Origin of the sequence: Massilia sp. TSP1-1-2 (genome assembly GCF_049896185.1) — a bacterium.
In the GTDB taxonomy this organism is placed as follows: Bacteria; Pseudomonadota; Gammaproteobacteria; order Burkholderiales; family Burkholderiaceae_D; genus Telluria_A.
The window spans coordinates 1-13,744 of record NZ_JAFCTU010000046.1; the positions used below are offsets into that span (position 1 = coordinate 1).

General features: G+C 61.1%; 8 protein-coding genes. 5 read left to right on the top strand and 3 right to left on the bottom strand.

Annotated elements, in window-relative coordinates; genetic code table 11:
• Window positions 1-207 precede the first annotated feature (207 nt).
• The 3 genes from ACP7BV_RS24780 to ACP7BV_RS24790 form a co-directional block, all read right to left on the bottom strand.
• Window positions 208-1,236 carry an ABC transporter substrate-binding protein gene (locus tag ACP7BV_RS24780; protein WP_426107551.1) on the bottom strand — a complete coding sequence of 343 codons (1,029 nt, stop codon included), beginning with the start codon at window positions 1,234-1,236 and terminating at the stop codon, window positions 208-210.
• 99 nt (window positions 1,237-1,335) lie between these two features.
• A complete protein-coding gene (locus tag ACP7BV_RS24785) occupies window positions 1,336-3,345 on the bottom strand; it encodes an MFS transporter (protein WP_426107552.1) in 2,010 nt (669 codons plus the stop codon).
• A complete protein-coding gene (locus tag ACP7BV_RS24790; RefSeq protein ID WP_426107553.1) occupies window positions 3,342-4,172 on the bottom strand; it encodes a hypothetical protein in 831 nt (276 codons plus the stop codon). The genes ACP7BV_RS24785 and ACP7BV_RS24790 overlap by 4 nt, the downstream gene beginning before the upstream one ends.
• A gap of 287 nt (window positions 4,173-4,459) precedes the next feature.
• Between ACP7BV_RS24790 and ACP7BV_RS24795 the strand changes: the two genes are divergently transcribed.
• From ACP7BV_RS24795 to ACP7BV_RS24815, 5 genes are all read left to right on the top strand, one after another.
• Window positions 4,460-6,037 carry a TolC family protein gene (locus ACP7BV_RS24795; RefSeq protein ID WP_426107554.1) on the top strand — a complete coding sequence of 526 codons (1,578 nt, stop codon included), beginning with the start codon at window positions 4,460-4,462 and terminating at the stop codon, window positions 6,035-6,037.
• 76 nt (window positions 6,038-6,113) lie between these two features.
• Window positions 6,114-7,400, top strand: coding sequence for an NHLP bacteriocin system secretion protein (locus ACP7BV_RS24800; RefSeq protein WP_426107555.1), 1,287 nt, complete (start codon window positions 6,114-6,116; stop codon window positions 7,398-7,400).
• A 12-nt stretch (window positions 7,401-7,412) separates the two neighbouring features.
• Window positions 7,413-9,623: an NHLP family bacteriocin export ABC transporter peptidase/permease/ATPase subunit gene (locus tag ACP7BV_RS24805; protein WP_426107556.1), complete on the top strand. Its 2,211-nt coding sequence runs from the start codon at window positions 7,413-7,415 to the stop codon at window positions 9,621-9,623.
• Complete coding sequence (locus ACP7BV_RS24810; protein ID WP_426107557.1) at window positions 9,616-12,522, top strand: NHLP bacteriocin export ABC transporter permease/ATPase subunit; 2,907 nt, start codon at window positions 9,616-9,618, stop codon at window positions 12,520-12,522. The genes ACP7BV_RS24805 and ACP7BV_RS24810 overlap by 8 nt, the downstream gene beginning before the upstream one ends.
• A gap of 15 nt (window positions 12,523-12,537) precedes the next feature.
• Window positions 12,538-13,698 (top strand): ABC transporter substrate-binding protein, encoded by a 1,161-nt coding sequence (locus tag ACP7BV_RS24815; protein WP_426107558.1) that lies wholly within the window; start codon window positions 12,538-12,540, stop codon window positions 13,696-13,698.
• The last annotated feature ends 46 nt before the right edge of the window (window positions 13,699-13,744 follow it).

Sequence of the window (13,744 nt, forward strand, 5' to 3'; positions counted from 1 at the left end):
TTGCGAGCATTTTTGACGCAGCATCGTGGGGATTGTCGGAATATTTATACAACGAACTTCCAACTCGGGACACTAGGGCAGCACTGATTTATTCTGAGGGATGGGATCGGCCCGTGAAAAAAGCGTCCGACAAGGCGCAGATTCGCATGGCGATTTCGGAACAAGTATAAACAACGAACTTCCAACTCAGGACACTAGCAGGCCTGTTTATTCGCGCGCGTCGACTTGATCGAGCGGCGCCACCACTTCAGCAATCTTGAGAATCGACAGCGGCGGGTAAATCTGCAGCTTCTTGGCCGTTCCCATATTGACCAGATACGTAAAACGGTGCAGCACTTCGACGGGAATCTCGGACGCCTGCTTTTTCTTTTGCAAGATCAGCGCCGCCTTGTGCGCCGCCAGTTCGCCCACGTTGTAGTAGGTGCTGACCAGACCGAGCAGGGCGCCGTCGGTGCGGATCGGCGTTTCTGTGGCCGAAAAAACGGGAATGCGCGCCTCACTGGCCGCCTGCACCACCAAATTGGCATTCTTGATCAGGAACGAGTCGGAAGGCAGGTAGATGAATTGCGGCTTGCGCGCAATCACGGCCGCAATCGCCTGGCGCAAACCCTCGATCGATGCTTGGTTGCTGGCGTTGGCGGGTACCGGCACCAGGTCGAGCGTGAGCTTGAACTTGGGCGCCAACACTTTTAACTCCTGCACTGCCAGCGCGGCATTTTTTTCCTGAGGGCTATAGATCACGCCCATCGTCGTCGTCGCGCGCATGGCCTGCAAGGCTTTGAGCTGGGCCGCCAAGGGCACCAGGTGCGAGGCGCCCGTCAGGTTGCGCGACGACGACGTCAAGTTCTTGACGAGGCCGGCGCCGACGGGATCGGCGACGATGTTGAACACCACGGGAATGGTGGTGATGTGGCGGCGCGGATCGATGTCATTTTGCAGGCCGACCACCTCGGTGGTGACGGTGGTGCCGAAGGTGTAGATCAGATCGGGCTTGATTTCCTTTGCTTCGCGCACGAAATCGGCGATTTTCGTCCTGTCAGCCTGGGCATCGCGGATGATGAATTCCGCATCGATTTTCTGCTTCTTGAAGTAATCCATGAAGCCCACTTCAGCTTCCGTCTGGCCGCGGTACAGCAGCATCATGATTTTGAATGGGCGCTGGCTCGCTTGTGCTTGGGCGAAGGTGGAATGCATGCAAACGAGCACGACGAGCAAGGACCGGATAATACGCAACATGCTGCACTTCCTTTATTTGATAAAGCTGTTTTCCAAGCAAAAATACGGGCGCCAACGACGTGCCCTCAAGTACCGGCGCACTTTGTTCCGTGCCAGCGTTCAGGTGCTCCCGAGCGTGGGCGAGATTTGCCGTTCGAACCAAAAGAACAGCAGCGTGAAACAGCTGATGCACACCAGGCACAGTGCGCCAATGCCCAGAAACGCGCCCCGAAAGCCGAACTGGGCAATCAGAATGCCCGCGATGACGGGTCCGAGCACATTGCCGATGCGCTCCATCAAGCGGAAGATGCCGGTGGTGGCGCCGGCGCCCACCTCCTGCACGATGTCCTTGCACAATTCATTGATCAGGGCCAGTTGCGGCGAGACGCCGATCGCGTGCGCCAGGCCGAGCAGGGAAATGCTGATCAGCAGGCCGGTTGTATTGTCCAGATACCAAATCACCAGCATCGACACGCCCGCCGCATAGCCGCCGAAGCTGACGAACCAGCGCAGCTTCCCCAGCCGGTCGGCCAGTTTGGCGATACTGGGCGAGAACAGGATAATCGCCAAACCATAGGCCATCATCACACGCCCGATCGTCGATTGATCATTGCCTTGCAGCTTCAGATACATGGGGACGGAATAGTAAAGGAAGCCGGTCAGCGCAATTTTCGCCGGCACGGCGGCCAGGAAGGTGATGACGACGAACTGCTTGTGGCGCAACAACAGTTGCAGGTCGGCCATCCTGAACTTCTTGCGGGCTGCCGATATCGTCTTGTTCGCTTGCAGGAAGCGGAACACGAACATGGCCGCCGCTGCACTTAACAGCGCCGAGAGCAAGATGGTGACGTTGTAACCCAGGCGGTCGGCCAGGATGCCGCCCATGGCCGAGCCCGACAGGGAACCGGCGAAAAAGCTCGACAAAAACATTGCCATGCCCTTGGTGCGTTGCTTGGGCGGCGTGTTCTCGGCCACATAGCCCTGGGCGGTGATGAACACCAAGCCATAGCCGACGGCCGTGATCGAGCGCCACAGCAGCAAGTCGTACAGCGTTTGCGTGGAGGCGGTCAGGATCAGGCCCACGGTGGTGATGGCTGCACCCGTCAAAAAGGCCTTGCGGTGCCCGACATGGCTGCTCCAGGAGCCGGCCCACGGCATCGACAGCGCCCACATGAACATGAAGATGGAAATCGGCAAACCGATCACCAGGCTTTTCGGCACCCCCATGTCGGCCGAATAAAATTCCCCCACAAAGGCAGGGAAGAACGACAGCGACAGCGAGTCGGCAAAGATGAGCAGGAAGAATGGCCACCGGATGTGATCGATGGCCGACATCGACAGACTCTGACGTTCGCCCGGGGCATGGAAGGTGAACCCGGCCAGCAACTGGCCGGGCGCCTTTTGCCAGCGATAAAATTGCGCATTGACGCGCTCGATGACGGCATTGAAATGGGCGTTCAATTGCCCGATCCCGCCGACGTGGTCGAACGGCAGGTAGCGCGTAAAGTCGCCCGCGCGCACCCGCTGCAAAAATTCATGCAACACGGCCAGCGGGGTAGCCACCGTCAGCGCCAGTGCAAAGCGCAGCACTTCGACGGCGATCAGGCTGGCCACGAGGAGCACGGTGAGCACGTCGTAGCGGATTTCCTTGAGCTTTTTTTCCCCAAACGACGTCGGCTGGCCCAGGTGGATGGTGCCGACCCGGCGCTGCTGGAGCACCAGCGGCGCACTGGTGTTGAAATATTGCCCTGCACGCAGCGTGCGCAGCGCGTCGCCGTGGCGCACCAGCACCGGCATCAAGTCTTCGCGCTGCGGCAAACCGGCATAGCCGTTTTCATACAAGACTTTGTCGTCGTTGTCGGTGATGACCATGTAGGAAATGTCGGGATTGCTTTGGCGGATCGTTGCGAAGAATTCTGCGACCCCCACCATCTCGGTAAATGGCACGCCGTGCCGCGCCGCCGTCTCGAGCACGGCGCTGGCCGAGTAGACCACCGCGCTGACGCTGCGCTCCATTTCAGGCGGCAAATCGCGTTCAAAGTCGCGCAGGGCCAGCCACGACAGCAAGAGGGCGAGGATGGCCAGCAAGACGGTGACGAACAGTACCAGGCGCGTGTGCAATTTTTTCATGACTCACCCTCCGTTCGCAGCGCGCGCAAGGTCCGGTGGCTCAGGTTGGCGAACATATTGATATCGTCGGCCAGCTTGGGATCCATTTCGCTCTCGGGCAGCAGCGGCGGCTGGGCGTCGGTCAGCACGCGGTCGATCACCTCGCCGATGGCTGCCAGCTCGTCGCCCAACTGGCGCGTGATGATCTTGACGCCGACGATGATGACGAGCACGGCGGCCGCCAGCATTTGCAGCGTGTCCACCATCAGCTTGCGGCGCATGGCAGACATGGCGTCTTCGATTGCCACGCGGTCGTACCCGATCACGACGGCGGCAATTTTCAAATTGAAGTTGTTGCGTATCGGCATGCCGATTTCCAAACTGTCGGGACGGCTGACTTGCCAATAGGTATCCACATTCTGCATACGCGTCTGCCAGTCCGGTGCGGCGCCCGGCCCAATGGCGCCCTGGCCGATGATCTCGCCGTGCGCGGGCACGATGGCGATGTAGCGCGTGCCGCTCTGCTGCTTGGCCAATTCCTGCATGGTGGGCAGCAGGCGCGTATTGGCGGCCGGGTCGAGGCCGACATCGAGTCCCGCTTCCACGGTTTGGCGCAAATCGTTGGCCACCACCAGATAGCGCGACAAATTGAGCTGCAGAAAGTTCTTGCGGTAGTTGGAATAATTGAGGAAAGAGACGATGAGCAAGACCGCGGAAATGACCAGGATCAGCAGGGCGCTGATGCGCAACCAGATGGTATTGGTGCGCGCGGCGGGACCACGAAACCGCAGGGGGGACACGACATCATCAAGCATAGTGTTGACGGCTGTTGGGTTTGGATTTGTCATTCTACCTTTATTTCCTGCACGAACACAATTAGATAAAAACAATCTTTTTTGTTCCCGAATGCAACACTTCTGCGGCGCAAAAAAAGGCAATGAATCCCAAAAAATTAGTTTTGGAACACACTTATTCTTGTGATATTCTTTCCTGATAAGAATTCACAAAGTGCCCAAAAGTATCATGTGGCTCGGGAAGAAAACGCGGTGTGCCTGCGCTCGGCCGTCGCTTCACAGACAAGTCGTCAAGGATGAAATTGGCCAATCGATGGGATCTGCGCCCGGTGGCGGCGTGTATGAGTGTGCTGGTGGGGTGCTGGTGTCCGGCGAGTGCGGGCGCGGCCGCGGCCCATTACGCGCTGGTCGATGTCGTCAGGCTTGCGCTCGAAAACAACGCCGACGTGCTGGTACAGGGCGAGCGCGTCGCGGCGGCCCAGGGACAGGTGCAGCAGGCCGCAGGCAAGTTCGACCTGGGCGTCGCGGCAGGCATGCTGCAAAGCCGCACGGTAACGCCGCTCGCGCGCCTGGGCGCCAACGGCCTGCGCCAGACCAGCGAACATCTGGTGCAATACACCGTCGGTGCCAACCAGTTGCAGCGCAATGGCAACACGCTCGAAACGGCACTGACGGCCGATTCGCTGCGCCAGGACGTGAGCGGCGGCGGCCTGGAACCGGCCCGCAATTTGCTGCGGCTGAGCATGGCGCTGAACATGCCCCTGCTTAAAGGGCGCGGCAAGGATGTCGCGACGCTTGAGGTGGCGACGAGCGGCATGCGCTTGCAGATCAGCCGTTACGAACGGCGCTTTCGCGTTTCCCAAGTGATGCAGGCCACGCTTGGCGCCTACTGGGATTATGTGGCCCGCTCAAAACTGGAGATGCTGGCGCAGGCCACTGCGCAGCGCAGCGCGCAGTTGCTCGCATCGACCGAAAAGCTGGTGGAGGCCAACGAGCGCCCGCGCGGCGACTTGGTGTTGCTGCGCGCAGATTACGTGGACAAGGCGGCAGCCGCTCTGCGCGCTTCCCAGGCGCTGGTCGAAGCGCGGCGCAACCTGGCGCGCCTGATGGGAATCGAGGGCAATGCGGCCGCCGCCATGGCGCTCGAGCAGGAAGCCTTCCCGCCCCAAGCCGACGCGATCGCGCGCCTGGTTTCCCTGGCGCCTGCTCTGAGCACCCTGGTCGCCCAAGGCCGGGCCGACATTTTGGGGATGGAACTGGAACGGGAGCAGGCAAGCCTGCAGCGCACGGTGGCGCGCAAAAACCTCCAACCCCAGCTCGACCTTAGCGTGGGCGTGGCGTATGGCAAGGCGTCCGAAGGGGGCTCGCGCTACGGCTTTCCCGGCGAAGCCGGACAGACGCCGAACACACCGTCCGTGTTCGCCAGGTTGCAGTATCAGTTCCCTGTCCAGAATAACGTCGCCAAGGGCCAGTACGCCGAGCGCAATGCGCAGCTTGGCGAAATGGAAATCCGGGTGCGTGACGCGCACATCGCTGCAAGTAATGGCGTGTTGACGGCCGTGCAGCGGCTGGCCGCCAGCGCCGCACAGCTCAGGGCGGCCAAGGAAAGCCTGTCCCTGTACGAACAAGCCGTCAATCAAGAGATGACCAAGCAAAAAAATGGCATTGCCACGCTGATCGACGTGATCACCATCGAGGGGCGCTACAACCTGGCCCAGGTCAATGCGATCGAGCTGCATGCCGACTATGCCAAGGCGCTGGTCAACCTGCAGCACGAAACGGGCACCATGTTGCGTCCGGCGCTGGGGCCAGGCGTCGTTGCCGCAGCGGGAGCGGGCCCGGCCGATGAATTCGCCGTCAACGTCCGGGATCTGTCCGGCCTGGCACCGGTATTTGATGTATTGAAAGTGCCCTTGTAAGCGGGTGTCTGGCGTGCATCCGCGCGCTGTTCCCGCCGTTCTCAACCACACCGCGACGCACACCTGAGATCCTTCCATGACCGAAGAATTGACCACCACCTCGACACGGCAGCTCTTTCGCCAGGCGTCATTGGACCGGCTGTCCTCGCCTGAGCAACTCGACAGCCTGCTGCAAGTGACGAGCAGCAAGTCATGGCTGGCCTTGGGCGGCATCGGCATTTTGCTCTTTGCCATCGTCGTGTGGTCCATCATCGGCACGGTTCCCACCAAATTATATGGGCAGCAGTGTCTGCTGGTAAAAAGCGGCGGTATCAACCTGGTCACCAGCGCCAACAGCGGCCGGCTCACCGATCTGTCGGTGGAGCGCGGCGACACGGTTACGCGCGGCCAGATTGTCGGGCGCATCGAGCAATCGGACATGCTGCAGAAAATCAAGTCCACGGAAGCGCGCCTGAAGGAAGTGCAAGCCCACTATGACCAAGCGGTGCAACTGGCGAAAGAAAGCGCCATCTTGCGCGCCAATACAAGGGAGCAACAGGTTCAAAACCTGAACAGCCAGCTTGCCTCGGCCAAGCGCAAGATCCGGCTATTGCAGGAGCGTATAGAATCCCAGCAAGGCTTGCTGGCGCAAGGCTTGATTACCAAGCAAACCATGATTACGACCCAGCTCGAGTTGAGCGCGGTCGAACTGGAAACCGAGAATATCAAGGGCCAGTTCAAGCAGCTCGACGTCAAGCAGCTGGACGACAAGAAACTGGGCGACAACGAGCTGGTGCAGGCGAAAAACCAGCTGGACGACGTGCACCGTTCCCTCAACCTGATGTTGCGCGAGGCGAAGAACTCGACCCAGATCGTCAGCCTTTACGCGGGCAAGGTGCTGGAGGTGAAGGTGAGCGAAGGACAGTTGGTCGAGCGCGGCATGCAGCTGCTGAGCATTGAGGCTGCGGTCTCGAACATCAATGAAATCGAAGCCTATGTGTATCTGCCGGCGGCCGACGGTAAAAAAATTCGGCCGGGAATGAAAGTGGAAATCAGTCCCAGTACCGTGAAACGCGAGGAGTACGGCTTCTTGCCGGGCTATATTTCATCGGTCGCCGACTATCCCTCCACCGATCAGGGTTTGATGCGTATTTTCGGCAACGAGCAAGTGGTCAAGCAGTTGAGCGGCACCAATGCGCCGATCCAGATCGTAGCGGCGTTCAAGCCCTCGGCGCTCAACGCCAGCAAATATCAATGGTCGACCCGCGCCGGGCCGCCGTTCGGCATCCAGAGCGGCACGCTGTGCGCGGCGGGCATCACCATTTCCGAACAGGCGCCAATCAGCATGGTCCTGCCGGTGCTCAAACGCGTCACCGGCATTTGACAAGGAAAAACCATGCTTGCAGCCACACGTCGCCTGTTTGGACACGCCTGGTGGCGCCCCGGGCGCGCAGGACCGGCGGGCCGCCGGGTCAATACGCCGTCGATCCTGCAAATGGACGCGCTCGAGTGCGGCGCTGCGTCGCTGGGGATGATTCTGGCGTATTACAAAAAATACATTCCGCTGGAAGAATTGCGGACCGCCTGCGGCGTGTCGCGCAACGGCAGCAAGGCGGTGAATATCCAGAACGCGGCCCGCTCCTATGGCCTGGAGAGCAAGGGGTACAAGCTGGAAATGTCCGGTCTGCGCAAGTTGGCGCTGCCGGCCATCATTTTCTGGAATTTCAACCACTTCCTGGTGCTTGAAGGCTTTTCGAATGACAAGGTGTATCTCAACGATCCGGCCAGCGGCAAACGCGTTCTGAGCCATGTCGATTTTGACAAGGCATTCACCGGCGTGGCCATGACGTTCGCGCCGGGTCCCACTTTCACGCCGTCGGGCCAGCCCCCCAGCCTGCTGCGCGGCTTGCGCAAGCGCTTGGCCGGCTCGGCGCAGGATGTCAGTTTCCTGCTGTTGCTGGGGGTGGCGCTGATTATTCCCGGGATGGTGATTCCGACCTTCACGGCGCTCTTTATCGACAATATCCTGGTGCAGCAAAAGCTTAGCTGGGCGATGCCGCTGCTGGTGGGCATCGCGCTCACGGCCGTGTTACTCAGCGCACTGCTGGGCATGCAGCGCCATTTCCTGCTCAAGCTGGAAACCAAGATTGCGCTCAGCACCTCCGCCAAATTTTTCGCGCACGTGCTGCGCCTGCCCGTCAGCTTTTATTTCCAGCGCTCCGCCGGCGACATCGGTTCGCGCGTGGGCATCAGCGACAGCCTGGCGACCATCCTGTCGGAAGACTTGCTGTACGGCTTGCTCAGCTTGCTCAGCGCCCTGTTTTTCGCCGTCATCATGCTGTTCTACGACGTCGGCCTGACCTGCATCATTCTGGCCGTCGCCGCGCTCAACGTCGCGCTCCTGCGCGCGGTGGCGGCGCGCCGCAAGGCATTGAACCAGCGCCTGGCGATGGACCGCAGCAAGGTCATCGGCACGTCGATGAACGGTCTGGCGCTGATTGAAACCTTGAAGGCCTCGGGCGCGGAGGCCGATTTCTTCAGCCGCTGGTCGGGTTACCAGACCAAGTTGATGAATTCAATGCAGGAAACGGGCCGCACCACGACTTACCTGGAGATGTTGCCCAGTTTTCTGACCGTGATCAACTCGGCGCTGGTGCTGGGCATCGGCGGCCTGCGCGTCATGAGCGGCGACATGACCATCGGCATGCTGGTCGCCTTTCAAAGCCTGGTGGCCAGCTTCGTCGCGCCGATCAACACCCTGGTGGCGCTTGGTGGAAAGCTGCAAGCGTTTCAAGGCGACATGGACCGGCTGGACGACGTCATGCGCAACCCGTGCGACCCGGCCTGCGACAGCGGCGCCACCGGCGCGCCGGTGCTGCACGCCAGGCTGGAAGGCGGGCTCGAACTGCGCAACGTCACCTTCGGCTACAGCCGCCTGGACCCGCCGCTGATCACGCATTTCAACCTGTCGCTCAAGGCGGGACAGCGCATCGCCCTGGTTGGCGCCTCCGGTTGCGGCAAGTCGACCATCTCCAAGCTGGTCTCCGGCCTGTACCAGCCATGGGAAGGTGAGATATTGTTCGATGGCAAGCCGCGTAGCGCGTGGGACAAGCAGCAAATGCTCAACTCGGTGGCAATGGTGGACCAGGATATTTCCCTGTTTTCCGGCACCATTCGGGACAACCTGACGATGTGGGACAGCACGGTGCAGCAGACAACGCTGGTGCAGGCGGCCAAGGACGCCAGTATCCACGACGTCATTTCCAATCGGCCCGGCGGCTACGAGAGCGAAGTGGGCGAAGGCGGTTTCAATTTTAGCGGCGGGCAGCGCCAGCGCCTCGAAATCGCGCGCGCCCTGGCCACCAATCCGCGCCTCTTGATCCTGGACGAAGCGACCAGCGCGCTCGATCCGCTGACCGAGAAACTGGTCGACGATGCGTTTCGCCGGCGCGGCTGCAGTTGCCTGATCGTGGCGCACCGCCTGAGCGCCGTTCGCGACAGCGATGAAATCCTGTTTCTCGACCAAGGCACCATTCTTGAACGCGGCACCCACGAGGAGCTGATGCGCTTGAACGGCAGTTACGCAAGGATGATTTCCAATGAATGATGCCGGTGTACAGCTGGACTTGTATGAGCACCTGGTGGCCGCCGGCCAGCCGGGTTCGTGCGTGCCCACGCTGCTGGGGGAAGCAGCGCAGGTATGCTATATCGAGCAGGGCCATATTGACCTGTTCCTGTTGGCGCGGGGCGAGGGTGACGCCCACCGTGCGCGCCACCATGTGCTGCGCGCCGGCGCCGGTCAATTGATGTGCCTGCCCGGGGTGGCGGCCGGCGGCGCCTATGCCGCGCTGATGGTCCCCAGCCTGGACGCGTTTTATCACGGCATCGATTCGGCCGCCTGCAGCGCGCTGCTGCTAGCATCCCACTGGGCTCACGCATCAGCCGAGGTGCTGCAGCAAACGATGCGCTTGATAGCGAGCGTCAGCCACAGCGGCGCGCCGGCGCACGGCACCGCCATGCACTGCCAGGGGCCGCTGGCAGTGGACGAGCGGCGCCAGGCTTTTTATGCGCCTGCGGACAATTGCTGGGTCACGCTGGCGCAAGGAGAGGCGTGGCTGTTGGATCGGGTGCCTTTGCCGCCGGGGTGCTGCCTGCCAATGCCAGCCAGCCTGTGGCTCAGCGCCGCTCCCGGCAGCGTCCTGCAGTGCCAGGGCGCGGAGCACTTGCCGCGCGCGCGGCTAGTGAGCGGTTTCCAGGAGCTGATGGGGCTGCTGCTGGACTACCGCTACGACCGGATTGTCGACAACGAGGCGCAGGAATTGGCGCGCGTGGCCAGGCGCGCCGACATTGACCAGACCATTTTGCACGGTGCGCTGGGCGAATTTGCCGCCATCCTGGGCACCCGCCACAAAACGGTGGTTGCCGGCGGCAGCGGCGACCGCCTGCTGGACGCCTGCCGGCTGGTCGGCCAGCCGCAAAACATCCAGTTCAAGGCGCCCCCGCCCATGTCCGAGGGCGCCGCCGGGCGCGATCCGGTGCAGGACATCACCAATGTATCGGGCGTGAAATCGCGCCTCGTTGTGCTGGAAGACAGCTGGTGGGAAAAAGACGCCGGTCCCTTGCTCGCCTTCGATGGGGAAACCCGGCAAGCCTTCGCACTACTACCGGCTGGCAAGAATGCCTATCAGGCAGTCAATCCTGAGAGCGGCGAGCGGATTGCCGTCGACGCCGCCTTTGCCGGCACATTGGCGCGTATGGGCTATATGTTTTACCGCGCTCTGCCGCAGCGCAAGCTCAGCGCCCGGGATGTGATCGCCTTTTCGCTGTTCGGCCTGAAACCGGACTTGCTGACCGTGGCGCTGGTGGGACTGGCCAGCGGGATACTGGGCATGGCCATACCGGTAGCAACCGGACATTTGTTCGAAAACATTTTCCCGGCCGCTGACAGCGTGCAGATGTGGCAGATCATTACCCTGCTGTTCATTGCCAGCGCGGTGGCGCTGCTCTTCAATGCCACCCGCGCCTTTGCCATGCTGCGCATCGAAAGCAAAGCCGGCAACGATCTGCAAGCGGCGATCTGGGACCGCGTACTTGGCTTGCCGGTACCGTTCTTTCGCGCCTACAAGGCGGGCGACCTGGCCATGCGCATCAACGGCATCAACGAGATCCGCAGCGTGCTGTCCGGCTCCTTCATTGCGACCTTGCTGAGCAGTCTGTTTTCCATCTTAAACGTGGCGCTGCTGTTTTACTATAGCGTGCAGCTCGCTTTCGCTGCGGTCGGCTTGGTCACGCTCGCCGTGCTGGTCAACCTGGGCATCGGCTACATGAAGGTGCGCATTTCACGCGACGCTTCCGAACTGGAAGGACGGGTGAGCGCGCTGGTGTTCGAGTACCTGAGCGCAATTGCCAAGTTGCGCACAACCGGCGCCGAATGGCGGGTGTTCAAAAACTGGGCATCGCTGTTCGCCCTGCAAAAGCGGATGAATCTGCGCATGGGAAAACTGAACAATGCGAGCCTGGTCTTTGCCAGCGTCTTTCCGCTGCTGTGCAATATCACCATATTCGGCATGATCTATGCGGTCTTTTACCGCACCCGGATCAGCGCCTTTTCCACCGGCGAATTCATTGCCTTCAATGCTGCCTTCCTGGTGTTCCTGAACGCTTCGCTGGCGCTGGTCAGGAGCGGCATGCAGTTGCTGGAAATCGTGCCGATCTACGAGCGCACGCTGCCCATCTTGCACACGGTGCCGGAATCGAACAGCGAGCGTCCGCACCCGGGTGAGCTGAACGGCGCCATTGAACTGAGCAACATCAGCTTCGCCTATGGGCCCGGGATGCCCTTGATTCTGGATGACGTGTCGCTCAGCATCAAGGCCGGCCAGTACGTGGCGCTGGTGGGCGCCTCCGGTTCCGGCAAGTCGACGCTGTTGCGTCTGATGCTGGGCTTCGAGCGCCCCCAGCAGGGGGGCGTCTACTATGACGGGCGCAACATCGACGACGTCGACATCGGGGCCGTGCGCCGCCAGCTCGGAGTGGTGTTGCAGGGCGGGCAGTTGATGGACGGCGACATTTTCTCGAATATTATCGGTTCCACGCCCCTGTTGCTGGCCGACGCGTGGGAGGCAGCCCGTGCTTGCGGGCTGGACAAGGATATCGAAAACATGGCGATGGGAATGCATACGCGCGTTGGCAGCGGCGGCGGCACCTTGTCGGGCGGCCAGCGGCAACGCTTGCTGATCGCGCGCGCGATCGTCCGTAAACCGCGCATTATTTATTTCGACGAAGCGACCAGCGCGCTGGACAACCAGACGCAGGCGGTGGTCAGCGGCAGCATCGAAAAACTCAGGGCGACCCGGGTGGTCATCGCGCACCGGCTTAGCACCATCATCAATGCCGATTGCATCCATGTGCTCGACAAGGGCAAGATCGTGCAGTCCGGGACCTACCAGGAACTCATGCAGCAGGACGGTTTGTTTGTCGAACTGGCCAAGCGCCAAATTGCATAATACGGAAAAACACCGATGAAAAACCGCCTACCTGCCTTACTTGCCGTTGTCCTTACCCTCGTGCTCGCCGGCCTGACGAGCGCGTGCAGCAATAAAACCGCGGCCCAGCTGCGCGCCGAGCATTTGGCTGAAGCGGGCGCTGAAGTCGTGGTGGCCATTGCCTGGCCCACCCGGTCAGCCAAGGGAACGCTGATCGATGGCGCCCAAATGGCGCTGGAAGAGGTCAACCGGGGCAGCACGCTGTTGGGCGGCAAAAAGCTCAGGCTGGTGATCAAGGACGACGAATCATCGCTGACCAAAGGGCGCCTGGCGGCGCAGGAAATTGCCAATGACCCGGAGGTGTGCGCCGTGCTGGGCCACTTGAATACCTACGTCGCCTATCCCGCCTCGCAGATCTATGAGCGGGCCGGGATCGTCATGATGACCCCGGGCGCGAGCGGCCAAAAAGTGACGGACGGCGAAAACAAGCTGGTATTTCGCAGTTTGCCGGGCAATCGCGACCAGGGACGCCAGATCGGCGAATACGCCAGCAGGCAAGGATACAAGAGCGTGGCCATTTACTATATCAAGAATGACTACGGGATCGACCTGGCCAATTATTTCGAGCAGCGTGCCCATGAACTGGGCATTCAGGTAGTGGACCGGCGCTCGTACGACAAGAATGGCGACAACCACGCGGCCATTTTTGCCGACTGGGCCTCGTTCAACAAGTTCGATGCCATCTTCCTGGCCGGTTCCTTGCCGGAAGGGGCGCAAATCATCGGCGATATTCGCAACGCCGGCATCACGGTCCCCATCTTCGCCGGGGTCGGACTCGATTCGGTCGAACTGCTCAAGCTGGGCGGGCGCCAGCTCGAAAAGACCGTGGTCTTTACGCTGTTCAATCCAAACAGCGCCGATCCGCTCACGCGCAACTTCAATCAGCGCTATACCAAGCGTTTCGGCCGCCCCCCGGACAGCCACGCCGCGCAAGGCTACGACGGCGTCAACTTGTTGGTCCACGCGATGAACGCGGCGCACAGCCGCGAGCCGGCCAAGATCGCCGCCGCGTTGCGCGCCACCCGTGGCTGGCACGGCGTAACGGGCGAACACAGCTTCAATGAAAAGGGCGACCTGGTGGCCAAGCGCCTGGTCAGAAGTACCGTGCTCAATGCGCAGTTCGTGTTTGATGAATAGGGCAGGGCGCAGCGCCTGTTCAATCCAATTTTTTTCAGGGAGCGCC

Coding starts and splice junctions, on each gene's coding strand:
- ACP7BV_RS24780 (WP_426107551.1), bottom strand. CDS start 1,236: ATGTTGCGTATTATCCGGTCCTTGCTCGTCGTGCTCGTTTGCATGCAT.
- ACP7BV_RS24785 (WP_426107552.1), bottom strand. CDS start 3,345: ATGAAAAAATTGCACACGCGCCTGGTACTGTTCGTCACCGTCTTGCTG.
- ACP7BV_RS24790 (WP_426107553.1), bottom strand. CDS start 4,172: ATGACAAATCCAAACCCAACAGCCGTCAACACTATGCTTGATGATGTC.
- ACP7BV_RS24795 (WP_426107554.1), top strand. CDS start 4,460: ATGAGTGTGCTGGTGGGGTGCTGGTGTCCGGCGAGTGCGGGCGCGGCC.
- ACP7BV_RS24800 (WP_426107555.1), top strand. CDS start 6,114: ATGACCGAAGAATTGACCACCACCTCGACACGGCAGCTCTTTCGCCAG.
- ACP7BV_RS24805 (WP_426107556.1), top strand. CDS start 7,413: ATGCTTGCAGCCACACGTCGCCTGTTTGGACACGCCTGGTGGCGCCCC.
- ACP7BV_RS24810 (WP_426107557.1), top strand. CDS start 9,616: ATGAATGATGCCGGTGTACAGCTGGACTTGTATGAGCACCTGGTGGCC.
- ACP7BV_RS24815 (WP_426107558.1), top strand. CDS start 12,538: ATGAAAAACCGCCTACCTGCCTTACTTGCCGTTGTCCTTACCCTCGTG.